This window comes from Comamonas squillarum (assembly GCF_025309455.1).
Lineage (GTDB): Bacteria > Pseudomonadota > Gammaproteobacteria > Burkholderiales > Burkholderiaceae_C > Comamonas > Comamonas squillarum.
The window spans coordinates 4,302,547-4,322,774 of the sequence record NZ_CP104377.1; the positions used below are offsets into that span (position 1 = coordinate 4,302,547).

The following is a 20,228-nucleotide window of genomic DNA, read 5'->3' on the forward strand; positions in this document are numbered from 1 at the left end:
GCGCTTCAGCCTTGCAGCTCTAAACGCGAATATCCGATTCCCGCCCCCTTCTCCACCCGGATCTGCGCCGGGATGCGCTCCTTGAGCGCCTCTACATGGCTGATGATGCCGATCATCTTGCCGCTGGCATTCAGCGTATCGAGCGCTGTCAACGCGATCTCCAGGGTGTCGCCGTCCAAGGTGCCAAAGCCTTCGTCCAGGAACAGCGAATCGATCGAGGTCTTGCTGCTGACCAGGTCCGACAGCGCGAGCGCCAGCGCCAGACTGACCAAAAAGGCCTCGCCCCCCGACAAGGTGCGGGTGTCGCGCGCGACATCGCCTTGCCAGCTGTCGACGATATCGAGCTCGAGCTCGCCAGTGGTCTTGCGCTGCAGCAGGTAGCGGCCATGCAGCCTGGCCAGATGGCCGTTGGCCAAGGCCAGCAAATGGTCCAGGGTCAGGCCCTGGGCAAACTTGCGGAACTTGTCGCCCTTGGCCGATCCGATCAGGCCATCGAGCCGCTGCCACAGCGCGCTGTCGCGCTCCTGCGCCGCAATCTGCGCGAGCAAATCCTGCTGCCCCGCGCGGCGCTGGTCGTCATCGGCCAGGCGCGCGCGCTGGGCGCCCATGCGCTCTGCCGTCTGGTTGCGCTCGTCCTCCAGCGCCCGCAATTGCGCCGCGAGCGCCTCGGGTGCCTCCTCCGTCAAGGCCTGGGCCTGCAGGTGTTGGTGCTGCTGCGCCGTTTCCTCGGCCACCGTGCTGGCGCGCTGCAATGCCAACTGCAGGCCATCGCGCTGCTGGCTGAGCCGCTCCAGCGCGTCCGCTGGCAACAGCGCATGCGCAAAAGCCTGTGCATCGGCAAAGGGGCTGGCCTCCAAGCCCTGGTTCCAGGCGGCCTGGGCCTGCTCCAGGGCCCACTGCCGCTCGGCCAGTTGCTGGCCCGCTTGCTGGGCTTGGCCTTGCAGGCTGGCGAGTTCTTGGCGGGTCTGTTCCAGCAATGCCGCGCAATCCGCCAGGGTGGCGGGCAGTGCGATGGTCGCAGCACCGGTTTGTGCTGGTGACGGTGCCGGCAGTTGCGCCAGGCGCTGCTGCCATTGCTGGGCCTCTTGCGCGCACTGCTGGGCCTGCTGCTGCTGCAGTGCCAGTTGCTGGGCGGTGGTTTGCAGCTGCGCGCTGTGCTGCTGCCACTGCTGCCATTCCTGCTGGCGGGTCTGCAGCCAGGCATCGTGGCCATCGGCGGGCGGAATCACCAGGCCCAGCGGGGCCAGGCTGGATTGCAAGGCGGCCTCGGCCGCGTCTGCCTGGGCCTGCAGCGCTTGCACGGTCTGCGACAGGCGTTGCTGCAGGCTGCTGTTGTCTTGCTGGGCCTGCTGCAGGCGCGCTTGCGCATGCTGGGCGTCCTGCAGGGTCTGGTCTGCTGCATGCGCGGCATCCTTGGCGGCTTGCAGCGCTTGCTCAGCGGCCTCGGCTGCCGCCAGGGCCTGTTGCAACTGCGCCGCTTGCGCGGCGCTGGCTTGCTGCGCCTCGGCCAGTGTGTGCGGCTGCTGCCAGGCCGATGCGGCGATGGGCTGGGCCATGGCTGTGCAGAGTGTCTGCCATCGCTGTTGCCAGGCGTCCAGCCGCTGCTCGGCCGCTGTCAATTGGGCTTGCAGGCTGGTCTGCTGGCTCAGGGCCGCCGCATGCGCAGCGCCCAACTGCTCGCCCTGCTGCTGCAGCGCGTCGAGCTCGGCCTGGGCCGCTTGCAGCGCGGCGGCGGTGGCCGACACATCCAGCGCGGCATAGGCGGCAATCGCAGGGTGCTCCTGCGAACCACAAAGGGGGCAGGCCTCGCCGGGCTGCAGCGCATGGCGGTGGGCTTCCAGGCTTTGGATGCGCTCTTCCTGCGCCAGCAGGCGCTGTTTGTCGGCCACGCGCTCTTTCTGCGCCTTGTACTGGCTGCGCAGCGCGGCCAGCGTGGCCTGCTGCTGGGCCAGCGGTGCCGAGCAGGCCTGCAAGGCATCGCCCAGTTGCTGCGCATCGCGCGCCAGCGGCTGGCGTTGCTCGGCATGCTGCAGCAATTGCTGCCAGGCTTGCTCGTGCTGCTGGGCCGTCTGCCAGTGGGCGCGCAACTGGCCCAGGCTGCCGCCATGCGGGGCCAGGCGGGTGTGCTGCGCGTGCTGCAGCTCGCGCGCCGCAGCATCGGCCTGCTGCTGCGCGGCCTGGGCCTGCTGCAACTCGGTGGCCTGTCGCGCTATCTGCTGCTGCAGCGACTGGCCCTGCTGCTGGGCTTGCTGCAACGCGGCTTGTTCTTGCGCCCACTGCCGCTGCTGCTGCTGGCGCTGTGCCAGCTGCTCGCGCCAGCCGCTCAGCTGGTCGCCCAACCTGGCATGGGCTGGGTGCTGCTGCAGCCAGTGCTGCAGATCGCTCTGCTGGGTGTGCAACTGGTGCACAGCCTGCTCGGCTTGCTGCTGGGCCTGCTGCGCCAGCGCGCTGGCATGCTGCTGCAGCTGCCACTGCTGGCGCTGGGCATCGGCCAGGCGGCCCTGCAATTGGGTCTGCTGTGCCTGGCTTGCTGCAGCGGCCGCTTGCGCCTGCTGCCAGCCAGTATGCAGCGGGGCAATCGCCTGTGCCGGGCCATGGGCCTGCAGGCGTTGCAGATCGGGGGCGGCAGCCTGCAGCGCTTGCTGGGCCTGCTGCAGGCGTTCCTGGGCCTGGTGCTGCGCCTGCGCCGCTTGCGCGGTGTGCTGCTGCCAGTGCTGCAGGCCTTGCAGCGCGGCATGGCGCGTCTGCAAAGTGGCCAAGGTGTCTTGCAGTTGCTGGGCCTCGGCCTGCAGCTGCGCGCGCTCGGCCTCGGGCAGCAGCTGCATGCCGCCGGCCTGCGCCTGGTCGCGCTCCAGCGCCTGGCGGGCATCGCGGGCGCGCTCAAACACGGCTTGCGATATCTGGCTGTAGATGTCGGTGCCGGTCAGCTCTTCGAGCAGCTCGGCGCGTTCATTCGCCTTGGCCTCCAAAAACGCGGCAAACCCGCCCTGGGCCAGCAGCATCGATTTGGTAAAGCGCGGAAAATCCAGCCCGGTGATCTCGGCCATCTGGCGCAGCTTGTCGTTGCTATGCGTGCTCAGGATTACGCCATCGGCCACGCGCGCCAGCTCCACCCGGGGCGCCTGCAGCGCGCCGCTGGCCCTGTCGCGGGCGCGGCGCTGGCTCCAGAAGGCGCGGTAGAGGATGCCCTTGACCTCGAACACCACCTCGGCCATGCAATCTGCCGTGTGGCGCGTCATCAGGTCATTGCTGCTGGCGCTGAGGGTCGCCAGCCGGGGTGTCTGGTGGTAGAGCGCCAGGCAAATCGCATCGAGCAAGGTTGATTTGCCCGCGCCCGTGGGGCCGGTGATCGCAAACAGGCTGTTATCGGCAAAGGGCGCAGCTGTGAAGTCAATGCGCCATTCGCCTTTGAGCGAGTTCAGGTTTTTAAGCCGCAGGCTGCGTATCTTCATGGCGCCTCCCCGCTGGGGTTGGAGAGCGACTGCAGCACGGCCTGGTAGCGCGCGGTCAGTGCCTGCTGCAGCTCGGCGTCCATCGTCTCCAGCGCCAGGCGGCGCTCAAACACCTGGGCCGGTGTCAGCGCATCCAGTGCTTCGATGGCAGGCCCGCTCCACTGCGCGGCCGCCCGACCGCGCAGCCGTTTGACCCGCAGCAGCTGCAATGGCAAACCTTCGGCAAGTGCCTGCACGCGCAGCGGCAGGTCGGCCAGGTAGTCGTCTTCTTCGATCATGATGTCCAGCCAGACCTTTTTGTCGTCCTGGGCCAGCGCACTGGCCTGCTGCAGTGCGGCCGGCAACGCGGCCAGGCTGCTGCGCAGCGCCGCCATGGGCTGGAAGACCGGCACCGGCAGGGCGGTGACGGCCTGCAAGCCGGGCTCTCCCAACTCGACCAACAGCATCTGCTTGGGCTGGCGCGTCTCGTCAAAGCCCAGCGCGATCGGCGAGCCGCTGTAGCGGATGTGCGCCAGCCCGCCCACCTTTTGCGGCTGGTGGATATGGCCCAGCGCGATGTAGTCCACAGGGGGAAAGGCCTGGGTGGGGAAAGCCTCCAGCGCGCCGACATAGATCTCGCGCACCGATTCGCTGCTGCTGGCGCCGACGGTGGTGAGGTGGCCGGTGGCGATGATGGGCAACTGCCGCCCCAGGCTGGCCTGCAGGGCAGCCTGCTGCTGCAGTGCTGCTGCATACACCTGCTGGTAGGTCGCCTGGATGGCCTGCTGCAGCGCCAGCTGCTTGTCTTGCGCGCTTTGCTCGGCCTGGCTTTGCAGCACATCGCGGGGGCGGATAAAGGGCAGCGCGCAGACGATGCAGCCGGGCGTGCCATCGCGCAGCGGCAAGATGCGCACATGCTGCGCGGGCGTGCCGGTCGCGGCAATCACCTGGGTGCCCAGGTGCTGCAGCAGGCCCTGGCTTTCTTCCAGCACCGCAACCGAATCATGGTTGCCGCCCAGCACCAACAGCGCCACACCGGCCTGGTGCAGGCGGGCGATGAGGCGGTTGTAGAGCTCGCGCGCGTAGCTGGGGGGCGCGCCGGTGTCAAAAATATCGCCAGCGATCAGCACCGCATCGGCGGCTTGCGCCGCCACCTGTTCCAGCAGCCAGTCGATCAGCGCGCTGTGCTCTGCCTGGCGGCTTTGGCCCATGAAATGCTGGCCCAGGTGCCAGTCCGAGGTGTGAATGATGCGCATGGTCGGGGGAGGGGGATGGAGAGATCGCGGGAACCCTGTCGATGGTAGTCGCTGGGCGCAGCGCCGGTCAAAGAAAAAGACCTCGCCAGGGTCAGCACCCGGGCGAGGTCTGGCAGCCGACAAGGCGGTGCTTACTGCGGGGCGCTCACTGCCCTGCGCGCTGCCGCGCGGTTGTAAGCAAAGCCAAACACCACCAGCGCCAGCACCAGGGCCTGGGCCAGCAAGGTCTCCATCGTGGGGAACATGCCCAGCAGCTCGATGCGCGGCGCCGCTAGCGGCGTGGCGCTGACCCAGCCGGCCTCTTGCAGCGAGGACACGCCCTTGCCCACCAGCACGACCGCCAGCACGGCCACCAGGATCGAGGTGGCCGAGAAGAAGCGGCCCACGGGCATGCGGGCGCTGGTGCGCAGCAGCACCCAGGCAATGACCCCCAGGATGGCTACGGCCGCCAGGCCGCCGCCGAGCAGCGCGCCATGGTGGCCGTCCGAGGCCAGCGCCGAGAAGAACAGCACGGTCTCGAACACCTCGCGGTAGACAGAGACAAAGGCCAGTGCGAACAGGCCCCACATCGAGCCCTGGCCCATGCTGGCCGAGAGCTTTTCGCTCAAATAGCTTTGCCAGCGGCCGGCGCTGCTCTTGCTGTGCATCCACAGGCCCACGCTCAGCAGCACCAGCGCGGCGACCACCGAGCCCAGGCCCTCGGTCACCTCGCGGCTGGCGCCGCTGATCTCGACCAGATAGGTCGCAATCGCCCAGGTCATGCCGCCGGCGACCAGGGCCGAGCTCCAGCCTGCATGCACATAGCGCAGTGCATCCTGGCGGCCGGCCTTGCGCAGCAGCGCGACCATGCCGATGACGATCAGCAAGGCCTCCAGCCCTTCGCGCAGCAAGATGGTGAGCGCGCCGACAAAGGTGGCGGTGGCGTCGGAGGCGCCCGCGTTCAGCTCGGCCTCGACCTGGCCAAACATCGCCTGCAGCTGCTGGGCGGCGGCCTCGGCCTCTTGCAGCGTGCCGCTGGCTACTGTGGCGCGGTACTGCACCATGGCCGATTCGACCTGCGTCATCAAGGCCTTGTTGCGCGCAGCGATGGTGGGCTCCAGCGGCTCAAAGCCATCGAGGTAGGCCGACAGGGCCAGCTTCATCGCCTGGTTGCGGTCGCCCGCCTGGAGCGCAGCCAGGCTTTGCGCCAGGCGCTGGCGCGACAGGGCCACGCCGCTGGCCTTGCCTTCGCTGATGACCTCGGGGTTGGCGCGCAGGTAAGCGAGCACCGCGCGGGCCTGCTCGATCGGCATGGCGGGGGTCAGGCTTTGCGCGGTGGTGGTGCTGAGCGCGGCCAGGTCACCAAAGCGTGCACGCAAGCCGGCATCGCTCTGCCACAGCGCCTTGCCGGTGGCGCGCAGCTCATCGTTGTACGACAGGCCGCCAACAAAATAGGCCAGCGCCCAGCGGTCGTCTTCGGGCAGCGCGCCAAAGGACACCATCGAGGTGCCCTCCACGCCTTGCGAGGTCACCTGGTAGAGGGCCATCAGGCTGCGCGCATTCGCACGCTGCGCATCGCTGAAGGCAATCGGCTGGGGATCCAGGCCTTGCGCGGCCGGGCCATCGCCGCCGCCGGTAGCGCCATGGCAACTGGCACAGATTTGTTGAAAGAGTTGAGAGCCTTTGGTTATATCGGGGGCCTTGGCAGGCGCGACCGGCATCGGGTAGGCCGCCACCAGCAACTGGGCCGCCTGGTGGGCCAGCTGGGCGACTGCATCGGCCGTGGCCTTGGCCTGCACCGCTGCGCGCAACTGGGTTACCAAGCTCACCACCTTGGCCTTGTCGGCATGGGCGGGCAGGGCCTGGGCCTGCTGCAGCGCATTGGCGCTGAAGTCCAGCATCTCGGCATATTCGCCTTCGCTCGCGACCTGGCCGTTCTCGACGGCGCCGCCGTAGTCCACGGCGACATAGTCCAGCAGCTGCCAGAGCTGGCGCGCGTCCGTGGCTTGCGTGGCGGAAGCAGAGTTGGAAGCGGTGGTGGAGGGCGCCGTAGCGGGCGTTTGGGCCAGGGCAGGGCCGCTGAGCAAACCGGCCAAACCGGCCACAAGGGCCAGTGTCCAGCTGAGTGTGGAGCGCATGGAATGTTATGAATAAGAATTATTCGCGCCATTTTAAGCTTGTTTACATTCTGTACTGGCCCAGTCGACCAGTGTGAAAGAAGTGCTAAATCACGTCATTGAGCCCATTTTGCGACCGAAATGGGGCGGCGTTGGAAACGCAATTGGTAACCATTTCTGCATGCCAGATCGCTACACTGCGGCCACGCGCTTGTGCTCATAGGGAGGGCAAGGCGTTGCACGCCGCAAGCCCTGTGCCGTGCCGCAACGAGGAGAAAAAATGGAAAAACTAACAGGATTCGCCGTAGCCGCCGTGGTCGCATGTGCCGGTCTGATGGGTTGCAGCAAGAAGGAAGAGACGCCCAGCAGCCCACCGGCCGCCGCCGCGCCGGCCCCTGCGCCCGCAGCAGCACCGGCGCCAGCACCCGCCGCTGCCGCACAAAAAGTGCAGCCCGGCAAGTGGCAGGCGGTCACCGAGATGAGCGGCCCCATGGGCCAGCAGGCACTGGCCGGTATGGAGCAGGCCTTCAAGACCATGACGCCCGAGCAGAAGAAGGCCGCCAACCTGGATAACGCCAAGATCGAAGGCGGCAAGCTGGTGCAAGAGATGTGCATCACGCCCGAGATGGCCGGCAAGACCTTGCAATCGCTGGCCGATTCGCAGCTCAAGAACATGCCAGGCTGCAGCCCGGCTGACGTCAAGACCGATGGCAACAAGGAATCGATGCGCTTCAGCTGCGGTGAAGGCAAGATGAGCATGGTCCTCGAAGCGGTCTATGTCTCGCCCACCGAGAACACCGTCACCAGCACCATGGACATGGCCGGCCAGGGCATGACCACCACGGTGAGCAGCAAGCGCGTGGGCGACTGCTGATAGAGAAGCTCGCGCGCCGCTGCTTGGGTGGTGGCCTGGGGCTTTTGAATGTGAGAACGCAGCCTGGGTGGCTGCGTTTTTTTATGGGCGCCTTGGATGGGCCCCCAAGCGTCGGGCTTCAAACTTCGGGTGAGGGCTTGCTGGGCCTTGCTGTTTTCTCCCGTTGCAATTCATCCCCATCCGTCCACACAAGGCTATTGCTCCACCCGAATCACCTGAGCCAAATCGACACCCAAAGACTGTGCTTTCTCCAGCAGGGCTTGCCGCTGGGGCTCCGGAATGGTCTTGCTGCGGGACAGGATCCACATGTAGTCCGTGCTGCTGCCAATCACCAGGGCGGTCTGGTACTGCTCATCGAGGCTGACCACGTTGTAGCCACCGTAAAACGGGCCAAAGAACGAGACCTTCAACGCAGCCTCATTGGCTTGGCGCAGGAAGCGTGCCTTGCCTTGCGCTTCACGCCACTGTTGCTTGGCGGGGTCATAGCCGCGGTTCACTACGGTCACGCTGCCATCGGCATTCAAGCTGTAGCTGGCCGTCACCTGGGTCAGGCCTTTTTCAAAACGGTGGTCGATGCGCGCCAGCTCATACCAGGTGCCCATGTACTTGCTGGCGTCAAAGCCGCTGACCGGTTGCACCCCTTGCGGGACAGACACGGCGCAGCCGGGCAAGGCGACTGCGGCACCGGTGATTGCTACCGCCATAGCGGTGGCGCGGATGAGAGCGTTTGCAGAGAAAGGCATCGTAGATTTCCTTTTTGGTCTTGGGCGGTCGGTGAATGAACGGACTGGTGTTCAGGATTGACTGTTTTTGGACCCATCGTCATAGGCGCAGATGCCGTACCGCCGTCGTCCGGGCGCAGGCATCAGGCCTTGGTGATACGCCGTACGCTGGCAAAGTACCAGCGGTCGGGCAGGCAGCGCAGCAGGCGCATCCAGCGGGTAAAGCGGCGGGGGAAGTTCATCTCGAACTGTCCGCGCGCCCAGCCCTGCAAGATGTGCTGCGCCGCTTCGGCGGGGCTGATCAGCGCGGGCATCTTGAAATGGTTCTGGGCGGTCAGGGGTGTCTCGACAAAGCCTGGGTTGATGATGGATACGCCCAGCCCTTGGGGGTGCAGATCCAGGTAGAGGTTTTCAGCCAGGTTGTTGAGCGCGGCCTTGGTGGGGCCGTAGGCGAGCGACATGGGCAGCCCCCGGTAGCCCGCAACACTGCCGACCAGCGCGATATGGCCCCGGCCTGCCTGCAGCAGCATCGGGAGCACGGCATCGAGCACAAGGAGCACGCCGACATAGTTGACCGCCAGATGTTTTTGCATCTCTGGCAGGTCGAAGGCGGTGGCGCGCAGCGGCCGGTAGTAGCCGGCACAATACAGCACCAGGTCGGGCGCAGCACCCAGGGCGGTATGCACCGCTTGTGCGGCAGCCGCCACTGTGCCGGGCTCGCTCACATCCAGCGGTAGTGCCAGGCAGCCAGGGGGGCTGTTGGCAAAGTCCTGCAGTGCAGCGCTGTCCCGGGCCGATACGATGACGCGCGCGCCCTTGGCCCGCAGCGCTTCAGCCGTGGCCCGGCCAATGCCGGTGGAGGCGCCAATGATCCAGACGGATCGGCCCTGCCAGTCGCGCATCGGCTGATTGAGCTTGGCTTGCAGCAGCGGCATCACTCCGACCCTTTGGTGAAGGAGATGGTCAGATCGCCCAGGTGGATGCCGAACTTGCTCATCGCCGTGCGGTTGAGCATGGTGCGCCCGTCCATCAGGTACATCCAGTCGTCCATCCGCACATTCCAGACCCGGCCGTTCACCGGCAAGGCCAGCACATAGTTCCAGTGCAGGGCGTTGCCGGCGGCCTGGCCGGTGGCGGGGCCGACCACATCCCCTGCCTGGCCGCTGTAGCGGCCATCACCCAGGTACTGGATGTGCCAGGTGCGTTCCTGCGTCGTGCCGTCGCTGTAGACAAAGTGCTCTTCCAGCACGCCGTCATTGCCCGTCCACGTGCCGGTCATGTGCACGGTAAAGCGCTTGACCACCTTGCCCTGGCGGTCGGTGAACATGCCCTGCGCCGTGAGCGGGCCGTTGAAATACTGGCGCAGGTCCAGCTGCGGGCGTTCCTGCGCATATTCTTCGACCGAGGGGCCGGCGCAAGCGCTGAGCAAGGCCAGCGTGCCGACCAAGGCCAGACCGATCCCCGCGCGCCGCAGGGTCAGGGAAGGACGGGGAAGGTGCAGTGGTTTCATATCTACCTCCAGGAGGGTTGCAGACGCTCGGCGCGCCAGAGAGAGGCCAGGGCCAACAACTTGAGCAGGCAGGGCAGGCCGCCATAGGCCCAGGCCAGCGCCTGCAGACCGGCAGGGGCGGTGCTGCCGCTGTGGTAGCCCGCAACGGCGAGCAGCGGCAGGCAGAGCCCGGCGGCAAGGGCCAGGTTGAGCTTGGTGGCACAGGCCCACCAGCCCAGGTAGCGCCCGTCGCCGGATCCCCCATGGCCCGATTCGTGGATCACGCCGGTCAGCAGCGCGCCGGGCACCGCCAGGTCGGCGCCCAGCGCCAGGCCGCTGGCGATGCAGATGGCCGCGAAGGCCCAGGCATCCCCCGCACCCAGCAAAGATGCGGAAAAAAAGGCGATAACGCTGGCGAGCATGCCGGCGCGCCAACTGGGCGCCAGGCCCCAGCGGGCCACGGCCCTCACCCACAGCGGCAGGCCCAGCGCGGCAGCGGCAAAGTAGCACAGCAAAAACAGCGGCAGCAGCTCGGGCGCCTGGAGCCGGTCGACGACAAAGAAGGGCAAGAGCGTCGCCGGTATCGCCGCCGCAATGCCGTTGAGCATGAAGACCGCCAGCAGCCGGCGAAAGGCGGCATCACGCCAGGGTGAGGCCTGGGGCAGTGCATCGCGCTGCGCAGCCCCTGTGCCTGCATGCAAAGCTTCCGCGCGCGGATCGCGCAGCCGGTATAAGCCCAGCAAACCCAGACCCAGCGCGGCCAGCAGCACCGCACTGGTCGCATCCATGCCCAGCAGGCTGGGCAAGACGCTGGCCGTGAGCACGCCAACCAAGGTCGCGCCCTCGCGCCAGGCCGTTACCTGCGTGCGCCAGGCTGCCTGGCCACCCCAGCGGGTGCCCCAGGTCTGGTGCAGGATCGCGACCGCGCTGTAGGCCAAGGTGCTCAGCAGCAGGCAGCCGGCGAGCCAGCCCAGCATTTGGAGCGGGTTGCCGGTGGGCGGGTGCCAGAGCGCATAAAACCCCAGGGCCATGGCCAGGCTGCCCAGCGCCGCAGCGAGCCAGGCGGCACGCCGCCCGCGCTGCAGCAAGCGATCCGCCAGGCGGCCCAGCGCCGGGTCCAGCAGCGCATCGAAGGCCCGGGTGGCGAGCAACACGACCCCAAGGCCGGCCAGCGGCGCGCCGGCCACAGCCGCATAGTAATGGGGCAGGGTGACGTACAAGGGCAGCGAGACAAAGGCCAGCGGTGCAGCCAGCGCGCCATAGGCGAGCCCGGTGCGCCAGGAAAGCGTTTGCTGCACAAGGGGGGCACGCATGGCAGGCAGTCCTCAGCCCTGGCCCAGCAGTGCAGCGCGCAGCGCCGGTGCGGAGGTTTGCTCCGACAGCCAGATGCCAAAGAACAGGCGCGCGTACAGCGCGTCGTCAATGGCTGCAGTCTCGCGCCCGTTGTGCAAGAAAACGACCTTGCCCGCACCGTCGTTCAAACCCAGCAGGCGGTCCTGCGCCACCACATCGGGAAAGGCCTGCTTCATCATGCGCAGCCACTGGCGGCCCTGGTCTTCGGAGAAGGGCGCCACCCGGCGCATCTCGGCGATGGAGCGCTCAGCGATGGCCTCGCCCTCGAGCTTGCGGTCATAGACCAGCTCCAGCGCAAAGGGCTGGCGCGCATAGTCCAGCGGGTTGAAGCCGGCAGCCGCCCACAGGCGCGCCTCATACACCCGCAGCCCAAAAAACCGCAGCACTCCGGTGCCCACCAGGCGGGCGCCTGGCAAGGCCGTGCCCAGCTCAGCGGGAGGGGCAGGGGAGGCAGGCGTGGCAGCGAGGAGGTTGTGGGTCATGGCAGTCATGGAGAGAGCAAGAAGGCTGGCGCCCCAGCCCAGGGCTTGGCGACGGCGAATTTCAGGCATGGTCGGGCCTGCGCAGTGTGAACTGGACCACATCGGTATTGCCCATGTCGAACGAGGCCTCGCAGTAGGCGAGGTAGAAGCGCCAGATGCGCACAAAGCGTTCATCAAAGCCCTGTTCGCGGACAGCATCGATCTGCTGCTCGAAGGCCTGGCGCCAGCGCCGCAGCGTCTCGGCGTAGTCGCTGCCAAAATGCAGCTTCTTATCCACGGTCAAACCCGCCTGGCGTGCTTCGTGCTCAAAGGCCTGGACGCTCGGCAGCAAGCCGCCCGGGAAGATGTACTGCTGGATGAAATCGGTCGAGCGCAGGTAGCGCGCAAACAAGTCGTCGCGCAAGGTGATCGATTGCACACAGGCATAGCCACCGGGCTTGAGGCACTGGCGCAGCGTCTGGAAATAGCTACGCCAGTATTCATGCCCCACCGCTTCAAACATCTCAATGGACACGATGGCATCGAAGGGCTGCGACTGGTGCTGGGCGGCCAGGTCCCGGTAGTCCTGGTAGCGCAGATCGACCTGGGCTTGCAGGCCCGCTTGGGCGATGCGCTCCAGACCCCATTGGCGCTGCTCGCGCGACAAGGTCACCCCGGTCACCTGGGCGCCAAACTCGGTGGCGGCCGTCTGCGCCAGTGCACCCCAGCCGCAACCAATTTCCAGCAGACGTTCGCCGGCTTGCAGCCCGGTTTCTTGCAAGGCTCTGCGCATCTTGGCCTGCTGGGCCTGCTGCAGATCGGCCTGGGCCAGCGCATCGCCGCTGCGCCCCTCAAACCAGGCCGCGCTGTAGTTCATGCTCGGGTCGAGAAAGAGGCGGTAAAAGTCATTGCCCAGGTCGTAGTGGGCATGGATGTTGCGCGCGCTGCCCGAGCGGGTGTTGCGGTTGAGCAGGTGGCGCAAGCGAAAACCCAGCCGCCCCCACCAGCTGCCATATACCAGCTGCTCCATGTGGTCGCGGTTGCTGATGCACAGGCGCAGCAGTGCGCTCAGATCGGGGCTGTCCCACTGGCCCTCGATATAGCCTTCGGCCAGGCCGATATCGCCCGAGCGCTGCACGCGTTCCAGCGCCTCCCAATCCTGGATGGCACAGCGCGCATCGGCCTGCGCTGCGGGCTGTTGGCTGAAATGCCGCAGTTGCCCATCGGGCAGCTGCATATCGAGCTGACCGCAGGGCAGGTGCTCCAGCAGCTGCAGCACCTGGCGCGCGCCGCGGGGGATGGATTGCCCGGCTTTGGCGGACGGGCTCGGCAGGGAGGCGGTGGTGGAGTTCATCGTGTGACGAAGCGCTTGGGCGCGGTGGGTTTGCGATGGAAGGGCAGGCGCTTGAACCACAGGCGCAGCGCCTGCCAGTGGATGCGGAACACGACACCCAGCGTCATCAGCGGCATGCCCCAGAATGCGCGCCGCACAGTGGCACGGGTCAAGGGCTGCAGCGTGCCTGCGACGCCGGTGCGCAGCAGCGCGCCGGCCTCGTCATGCAGGTCGACCTGCACCTGGTTGCGGCTGTCGCTGCGCACAAAGCGGAAGCGGTATTCGCCCTGCACATTGCAAAACGGCGACACATGGAAGCATTTGGCCGCCACCTGTTCCGTGCCCCAGGCCAGATCGGGCCCGGCCAGCAGGTAGGCATGGCGTTCGCCAAAGGTGTTATTGACCTCGGCCAGCACGGCGGCCAGCGAGCCATCTGCGCGGTGCGCATACCAGAAGCTGACCGGCTTGAAGGCATAGCCCAGCACACGTGGGAAAGTGTGCAGCCAGACCTCGCCGACCGCGTCGTCGATACCTTCTTGCTGCAGCAGCTGGTCAAACCAGGCCAGGCAGTCGGCGCTGCCCTCGCCATGGTCGCGGTCATAAAAGCTGATCAGGCCGCGCCGGTTGCGGCGCAGCACCGCATCGGGCTGGTCACGCAAGCTGCGCAGGGGCAGCAGCAAGAAATACCCGGGGTAGCGGAAGGCATGCACCACCGGGCGCAAGCGCTGGTGCCAGATGTGGCCAAAGCCGATCAGTGAGGGGCTGGTCATGCGGCCTCCTCCAGTGCCGGCGCCTGCGCGAGCGGCGCGGCGCCCTCCAGCGACTGGCACAGGCTAGCGGCAGCGGCCAGGCCGGACCGCAGCCCGTCCTCGTGGAAGCCATAGCCGCACCAGGCGCCGCAAAACCAGGTGCGCAGCTGGCCCTGCAGCTGGGGCAGCAGGCGCTGGGCGTCGATGGCTGCCTGGTCAAAAACGGGGTGGCTGTACTGGATGCGGGCATGTACCTGGTCTGCCGCAATCGGGCGCGCTGGGTTGAGCGATACCACCACCGGCTGCTGCCAAGGCAAGGGCTGGAGCCGGTTGATCAGGTAGTGCAGGCAGACGCCCGCTTGCTCGGCGCTGGATGCCGCTGCGCGCTCGTAGTTCCACGCGGCCCAGGCCGCCTGGCGCTGGGGCAGCACGCTGCTGTCGGTATGCAATACCGCCTCATTGGGCTGGTAGCGGATGCTGCCTAGCACCGCGCGTTCAGCGGCCGTGGCGCCATTGCCCAACAGCTGCAAGGCCTGGTCGCTGTGGCAGGCCAGAACCACGGCATCAAACCATTCGGCGCCCTGCGCCATCTGCACCATCACGCCTTGCGGGTGGCGCTGCAGGCCGAGCACCGGCGTGTTCAGGCGCGCCTCGTGGCGGCCATCCTGCGTCAAACGGGCCAGCAGGCGGCGCACGTACTGGCGTGAGCCTCCGCGCACGCTGTACCACTGCGGCCGGTCGCGCACCTGGATCAGGCCGTGGTTGTGGCAGAAGCGAATCATCGTGGCGACGGGGAAGTGCAGCATTTGGTCCGTGGGGCAGGACCAGATGCAGCCCAGCATCGGCAGCAGATAGTCGCTGCGGAATGCGGCAGAGAAATGGTGCTGGTCCAGGAATGCAGCGATCGAGGCCGTCATCTCGGCCTCAGCCTGGCGCTCGGCGATCTCGGTGGTCAGGCGGTTGAAGCGGGCGATGTCCCGCAGCATGCCCCAAAAGCGCGGGCGCAGCAGATTGCGTTTTTGGGCAAACACGCTGGCCAGGGACCGGCCGCTCCATTCCAGCGCAGATGCCCCGTTGGCACCGGGCACCTGGACGGAGAACGACATCTCAGCGGCCACCGTATCGACCTGGAGGTCTTGGAAGAGCTGGGTCAGCAAGGGGTAGGTGCGGTGGTTGAACACCAGAAAACCGGTATCGACGCCGTGCGTGATGCCGTTCAGGCTCAGGTCCACTGTGTTGGCATGGCCGCCGAAATGGCTGCCAGCTTCCAGCAGACTGACCCGGTGCGATGCCTGCGAACGGGCCAAGTGGGTGGCAGCAGCCAGCCCAGAAATCCCCGATCCGATGACAGCGATGCGTTGCATGAAAGGCCCCCTGTAGATGCCACAGTCAAACGTTTGAACCTTGTAGATCAATTGTTGAACTGATGAGTTCACACTATAAACCACAAATGTCAAAAATGCACCATTTAGTCTTCTTCATGACCTGCTACGTCATAAAATAGCGGCATGAATGCTCGGTCCGCCATCAAGGAACAAATACAACGTGTGCGTGAAGAGGCCATCGTGACGGCGGTGAACCGCCTTCTCGCGACCAAGGGCTACGACGCGATGACGGTCGATGAGGTGGCGGCGGAGGCGGGCATGGCCAAGGCCAGCCTTTACAAGCTGTTCACGTCGAAGGAAGAATTGGCTGGCGCCGCCATGGTGGGGGTGCTGGATCGCGCCTTGGGTTTTGTTGATGACTTGCGCAATGCGGCCCAGGCGGCGGCAGAGGCAGGCCAGCCCATCGCGGCGCTGGAGCAGTTGAAGGCGGTGGTGCGCTGGGCCATGCGCACCCAGCTGGAAGGGCAGATGCCGTCGCTGCCCGCGCAAAACTCCAACCTCAGCGCCTCGCTGCAGTCCAACGATGCCTATATGGACCGGCTGATTGCGCTGAGCAACCGGCTGAGCATCTGGATCACCGAGGCCCAGACCCGCGGCCAGCTGCCAGCGGCGTTGCCGGCTGAGCTGGTGCTCTACACCTTGTTTGCCCGGGCCTGCGATCCGGTGCTGGGTCTGCTCAAGGACTCGGGCCAGTACAGCGATGACCAGATCATCGACTGGGTGACGGGCACCACCTTTCACGGCCTGGCCGGGCCGGCGGCGGCGCCCGGTGCGGCTCCTAGCGCTTGACCGAGGCGTTGCGCCGCAGCCAGCGCATCAGGGCGCCAATCGCCGGTAATTTCTCGTACAGCTCTTCTGCGGCGTCCCAGTAGTCGCGGTGGTGGGACACGCGCCCTTGCGCATCGAAGCGCAACAGTGAAGCGCCGTAGATGCACTGGGACGCTTGCGCGTTCCAGCGCCGAAAGCGAAAGCGGAACTCCCACTCCAGGGACGCCCGCTCGCCCTGCACCAGCTGCTGGGTGACGATAAAGCGCGGCTCATGCAGCGTCTCAAACATATGCGCAAAAATGGCGGCAATGGCCGGCACACCGCGTACCTCGTTGAACGGGTCCTTGAAAAAAGCATCCGCTGCGTAGTAGCTGCCCAGCTGCTGGAGGCTCTCAGGCGCGAGGGACTCGTAGAACGCCACCAGCCGCTGCACCCCGGCTGCGGTGAGATCGGAATCGGAAGTCATGGCGGACATCGTTGTGCTCCTATGGGGGACGATCTGAGCGGCGTGCGGCAGGCCGCTGCGCGCAGCGGCTAGTCCCGTGATTCTCGCTTGCCGCTGGCCTTGTTCCAGTAGCCAAACTCGTCCTCATGCACCTCATAGTCGAGCTCCTGCAGGCGCTCGTGCATGCGGGCCTGGGCGTCGGCCACACCCTGGTTGTAGAGGCTGGGGCCGATTTCCTTCAGGAAGAAGCCAAGCAGCGCGGCGGCGGTCATATTGCCGATGCGCTCGCCCTGGGTCTGCTCGAAGTAGCGTTCGATGGATTGGACGGCACGGTCGTGCACGTCCTTTTTGAGTTCAATAGCCATATGCAGATTTACAGAGGTCCATCGACCGGCTCGGCCAGGAAGCCGCCGCTCTGGTGGGCCCAGAGCTTGGCATAGATGCCGCCTTGGGCCAGCAGCTGCTGGTGGCTGCCTTGCTCGATGATCTGGCCCTTGTCCATGACGATCAGGCGGTCCATCGCGGCGATGGTGGACAGGCGGTGCGCAATGGCGATGACGGTCTTGCCATGCATGAGGCTGTCCAGGCTCTCCTGGATGGCAGCCTCGACCTCGCTGTCGAGCGCGCTGGTAGCTTCGTCCAGCAGCAGGATAGGGGCGTCTTTGAGCATCACGCGGGCAATGGCTACGCGCTGGCGCTGGCCGCCCGAGAGCTTGACGCCGCGCTCACCCACCTGGGCGTCGTAGCCGGTGCGGCCAAAACGGTCACTCAGTGTGGCGATAAAGTCGGATGCCTCGGCACGCTCGGTGGCGCGGCGCATGTCTTCTTCGCTGGCGTCGGGGCGGCCATAGAGGATGTTGTCGCGCATCGAGCGGTGCAGCAGCGAGGTGTCTTGCGTCACCATGCCGATATTGCTGCGCAGGCTGTCTTGCGTGACCTTGGCAATGTCCTGGCCATCGATGCGGATCTGGCCGCCGGCCAGGTCGTGGAAGCGCAGCAGCAGGTTGACCAGGGTCGACTTGCCGGCGCCCGAGCGGCCAATGAGGCCAATGCGCTCGCCGGGGTGGATGGTCAGGTTGAGCTGGTCGATGACCGGGCGGCCCGCATCCTTGTAGGCAAAGCTGACGTTGTCGAACTCGATGCGGCCTTGCTGCACCACCAGGGGCTTGGCGCCGCTGGCATCGACGATGCTGCGCGGCTTGGTCAAGGTGTTGATACCGTCCTGGATGGTGCCGACGTTCTCGAACAGGCCCGTCATCTGCCACATCACCCAGTGCGAGTAGCCCATCAGGCGCAGGGCCATCGCGATCACGGCGGCGACCACACCGGCGCTGGCCTGGCCATTCATCCACAGGTACAGCGCCGTGCCCGATGCGCCCAGCAGCAGCAGCGTGATCATCAGGTGGTTGGTGATCTCGAACAGGCTGACCAGGCGCATCTGTGCATGGCCGGTCTGCTTGAAGGCTTCCATCGCGCTGCGGGCGTAGTCGGCCTCACGCCTGGTGTGGGCGAACAGCTTGACGGTGGCGATATTGGTATAGGCGTCGGTCACGCGGCCGGTCATCATCGAGCGCGCATCGGCCTGGGCCTTGCCGATCTTGCCCAGGCGCGGCACAAAGTAGAAGCAGGCGCCGATATAGGCGAGCAGCCACAGCAGGAAAGGAAGCATCAGCCGCCACTCGAAGCTGGCCGCCAGGATCAGGATGCCGATCATGTAGACGCTCACGCCTACCAGCACATCAACAATCATGAACACCACTTCGCGCACGGACAGTGCCGTCTGCATGATCTTGGTGGTGATGCGGCCGGCAAACTCGTCGGCGTAGAAGGACATGCTCTGGCCCAGCATCAGGCGGTGGAACACCCAGCGCAGCCGCATCGGGAAGTTGATGGCCAGCACCTGGTGCATCACCTGCGTGTGCAGGCCCAGCAGCAGCACACTGCCCAGCAGCACGCCGGCGATGCCCAGCGCAGTGCCGCCCTGCTCGGCCCAGAAGTTGTTGGGCGACAGGGTCGCCAGCCAATCGACCACATGGCCCATGACGGCAAACAGCAAGGCCTCATAGACGGCCAGCAGGGCCGAGGTGGCCGTGAGCAAGCCGATCCAGCCCCGCATGCCTTGCGTACAGGCCCACATGAAAGCAAAAAACCCCTTGGGTGGAACCTGGGGTTCGGCACTGGGATAGGGCGGCACCCGCCGCTCGAAAAACGAAAACATGCACTGATCTCCTGCAATAGGGCTGGGGCGCTGGGTCTGTGCCAGCCCTGGCGCTGCATGGTAAGCAGCTGTTGATATTAACAGTGGTAACAACCCCGATCCGGCAAGTCTAGCGGCGCCCGCGACCCCCTTGGCGGGCGGCCAACATAGCCCTAGAGGGGCGGGTGTCTTTGTGTCGGCGAACCGTCGCCTGGGCGTCAATCTTTCAACCTATGGGCTTGCAAAAAACCATAGGTGTGTTCACCAATGCGCAGCCCGCACACTGTTTCTAAGATAGCGGCTTTTGACACGAGGTGCTACTGATGCCACACAAATCGACAACAATGCTGCAGGTGTCCCAAGCGGCCCGCTGGCGGTTTCCCGCACTGAGTGCTGTGACCCTGGCGGTCACGCTGAGCCTGGGCGCTTGCGCCAGCGGCCCCCAAAACACCCAAGCCGCTGCGGCGGCCCCTGCCGTTGCCGCCGCACCTGCTGCAGCGCCAGCGGCTGCGCCTCAGGTGGCCCAGCAAGGCCAGCGCAATGTGGTCGTGCTGGCCACCGGCGGCACGATTGCCGGCGCCGGTGCATCGGCAATGAACAGCGCCACCTACAGCGCCGCCAAGGTGCCGGTGGACAAGCTGCTCGCCGGCCTGCCTGAGCTGTCCAAGGTCGCCCAGGTGCGCGGTGAGCAGGTCTTCCAGATTGCCTCCGAGAGCTTTACCAACGACAACCTGCTGGTGCTGGCCAAGCGCGTCTCTGCGCTGGTCAAGCAGCCCGATGTGGATGGCGTGGTCATCACCCACGGCACCGACACGCTGGCCGAGACGGCCTATTTCCTGAGCCTGACGGTGCACACCAACAAGCCCATCGTGGTCGTGGGCTCGATGCGCCCAGGCACCGCGCTGTCGGCCGATGGCGCTCTGAACCTGGTCAACGCCGTGAGCGTGGCAGCGTCCAAGGATGCCGAAGGCAAGGGCGTGGTTGTGACGATGAACGACGAGATCCAGACCGCGCGTGATGTGAACAAGGATGTGAACATCAAGACCAGCGCGTTCCAAAGCCAGTGGGGCCCGTTGGGCATGGTGGTGGAAGGCAAGAACTACTGGTTCCGTGCGCCAATCAAGCGCCACACGATGCAGTCCGAGTTCAACATCGACACCATATCCAGCCTGCCTGCCGTCGAAGTGGTCTACAGCTACGGCAATGTGCCGCGCACTGCGATTGATGCATTTGTCGGCACCGGCGCCAAGGCGATCGTGCATGCCGGCACCGGCAATGGCTCGGTGGCGGACCGCATCGTCCCCGCGCTGCAGGAAGCGCGCAGCAAGGGCGTGCAGGTGATCCGCTCGGCACGCGTGCCTTATGGCTTTGTGCTGCGCAATGCCGAGCAGCCCGATGACAAGTACGACTGGGTGGTCGCGCATGACCTGCGCCCGGAAAAAGCCCGCCTGCTGGCAGCGCTGGCGCTGACCAAGACCAACGACCCCAAGGAAATCCAGCGCATTTTCTGGGAATATTGATCGCCAGCGTGCCCGGCTGAGGCTGGGCACCTGCTTCGACAATGCGCAACCCCATCGCGCATACCAAAGGACAGCAAGCGCTGTCCTTTTTTCTGTCCGCTGCGTTGCTCGCCAGCGGCAGCGGGGGCCGCTGCCAATGTCACAATCGC

The 20,228-nt window shown here is 66.0% G+C and carries 17 protein-coding genes; 3 read left to right on the forward strand and 14 right to left on the reverse strand.

Going from position 1 to position 20,228, the window contains the following annotated elements; genetic code table 11:
- Positions 1–5 precede the first annotated feature (5 nt).
- The 3 genes from N4T19_RS19635 to N4T19_RS19645 all read right to left on the reverse strand — a co-directional run bounded on the left by N4T19_RS19635 (position 6) and on the right by N4T19_RS19645 (position 6,804).
- Positions 6–3,452, reverse strand: coding sequence for an AAA family ATPase (locus N4T19_RS19635; RefSeq protein ID WP_260718816.1), 3,447 nt, complete (start codon positions 3,450–3,452; stop codon positions 6–8).
- Positions 3,449–4,687, reverse strand: coding sequence for an exonuclease subunit SbcD (sbcD, locus tag N4T19_RS19640; protein WP_260718817.1), 1,239 nt, complete (start codon positions 4,685–4,687; stop codon positions 3,449–3,451). The genes N4T19_RS19635 and sbcD overlap by 4 nt, the downstream gene beginning before the upstream one ends.
- 131 nt (positions 4,688–4,818) lie before the next feature.
- The gene (locus N4T19_RS19645; protein ID WP_260718818.1) at positions 4,819–6,804 is read right to left on the reverse strand and encodes a cytochrome c/FTR1 family iron permease; all 1,986 of its coding nucleotides are present in this window, start codon (positions 6,802–6,804) and stop codon (positions 4,819–4,821) included.
- 259 nt (positions 6,805–7,063) lie between these two features.
- Here N4T19_RS19645 and N4T19_RS19650 point away from each other — a divergent pair, with 259 nt between their 5' ends.
- The gene (locus tag N4T19_RS19650) at positions 7,064–7,657 is read left to right on the forward strand and encodes a DUF3617 domain-containing protein (protein ID WP_116926597.1); all 594 of its coding nucleotides are present in this window, start codon (positions 7,064–7,066) and stop codon (positions 7,655–7,657) included.
- A 194-nt stretch (positions 7,658–7,851) separates the two neighbouring features.
- Here N4T19_RS19650 and N4T19_RS19655 read toward each other — a convergent pair whose 3' ends face one another.
- The 8 genes from N4T19_RS19655 to N4T19_RS19690 form a co-directional block, all read right to left on the reverse strand.
- Positions 7,852–8,295, reverse strand: a complete 444-nt coding sequence (locus N4T19_RS19655; protein ID WP_313900096.1) for a lipocalin family protein — start codon at positions 8,293–8,295, stop codon at positions 7,852–7,854.
- Between the two features lie 227 nt (positions 8,296–8,522).
- Entirely contained in the window at positions 8,523–9,314 is a 792-nt protein-coding gene (locus tag N4T19_RS19660; RefSeq protein ID WP_116926596.1) for an SDR family NAD(P)-dependent oxidoreductase, read from the reverse strand.
- Positions 9,314–9,889: a DUF3833 domain-containing protein gene (locus tag N4T19_RS19665; RefSeq protein WP_116926595.1), complete on the reverse strand. Its 576-nt coding sequence runs from the start codon at positions 9,887–9,889 to the stop codon at positions 9,314–9,316. The genes N4T19_RS19660 and N4T19_RS19665 overlap by 1 nt, the downstream gene beginning before the upstream one ends.
- A gap of 2 nt (positions 9,890–9,891) precedes the next feature.
- On the reverse strand, positions 9,892–11,181 hold the full coding sequence (locus N4T19_RS19670) for an MFS transporter (RefSeq protein ID WP_116926594.1): 1,290 nt from the start codon (positions 11,179–11,181) through the stop codon (positions 9,892–9,894).
- A gap of 12 nt (positions 11,182–11,193) precedes the next feature.
- Entirely contained in the window at positions 11,194–11,772 is a 579-nt protein-coding gene (locus tag N4T19_RS19675; RefSeq protein ID WP_207788087.1) for a chalcone isomerase family protein, read from the reverse strand.
- Positions 11,765–13,036, reverse strand: a complete 1,272-nt coding sequence (locus N4T19_RS19680) for an SAM-dependent methyltransferase (protein ID WP_116926593.1) — start codon at positions 13,034–13,036, stop codon at positions 11,765–11,767. The genes N4T19_RS19675 and N4T19_RS19680 overlap by 8 nt, the downstream gene beginning before the upstream one ends.
- A complete protein-coding gene (locus N4T19_RS19685; RefSeq protein WP_260718819.1) occupies positions 13,033–13,785 on the reverse strand; it encodes a DUF1365 domain-containing protein in 753 nt (250 codons plus the stop codon). Before N4T19_RS19685 ends, N4T19_RS19680 begins: the two co-directional genes overlap by 4 nt.
- Positions 13,782–15,128 carry an NAD(P)/FAD-dependent oxidoreductase gene (locus tag N4T19_RS19690; RefSeq protein ID WP_260718820.1) on the reverse strand — a complete coding sequence of 449 codons (1,347 nt, stop codon included), beginning with the start codon at positions 15,126–15,128 and terminating at the stop codon, positions 13,782–13,784. Before N4T19_RS19690 ends, N4T19_RS19685 begins: the two co-directional genes overlap by 4 nt.
- 144 nt (positions 15,129–15,272) lie before the next feature.
- Between N4T19_RS19690 and N4T19_RS19695 the strand changes: the two genes are divergently transcribed.
- Complete coding sequence (locus N4T19_RS19695; protein WP_182344923.1) at positions 15,273–15,938, forward strand: TetR/AcrR family transcriptional regulator; 666 nt, start codon at positions 15,273–15,275, stop codon at positions 15,936–15,938.
- Here the strand turns inward: N4T19_RS19695 and N4T19_RS19700 are convergent.
- From N4T19_RS19700 to N4T19_RS19710, 3 genes are read right to left on the reverse strand one after another with little or no spacing between them, the layout of a single operon-like run.
- Positions 15,928–16,392 (reverse strand): nuclear transport factor 2 family protein, encoded by a 465-nt coding sequence (locus tag N4T19_RS19700; protein WP_116926589.1) that lies wholly within the window; start codon positions 16,390–16,392, stop codon positions 15,928–15,930. The genes N4T19_RS19695 and N4T19_RS19700 overlap by 11 nt on opposite strands.
- A gap of 59 nt (positions 16,393–16,451) precedes the next feature.
- Positions 16,452–16,727, reverse strand: a complete 276-nt coding sequence (locus tag N4T19_RS19705) for a DUF2164 domain-containing protein (protein WP_116926588.1) — start codon at positions 16,725–16,727, stop codon at positions 16,452–16,454.
- Positions 16,728–16,735: 8 nt separating this feature from the next.
- Positions 16,736–18,580 carry an ABC transporter ATP-binding protein gene (locus N4T19_RS19710; protein WP_116926587.1) on the reverse strand — a complete coding sequence of 615 codons (1,845 nt, stop codon included), beginning with the start codon at positions 18,578–18,580 and terminating at the stop codon, positions 16,736–16,738.
- Positions 18,581–18,903: 323 nt separating this feature from the next.
- Here N4T19_RS19710 and N4T19_RS19715 point away from each other — a divergent pair, with 323 nt between their 5' ends.
- A complete protein-coding gene (locus tag N4T19_RS19715; RefSeq protein ID WP_207788088.1) occupies positions 18,904–20,079 on the forward strand; it encodes a type II asparaginase in 1,176 nt (391 codons plus the stop codon).
- Positions 20,080–20,228 lie beyond the last annotated feature (149 nt).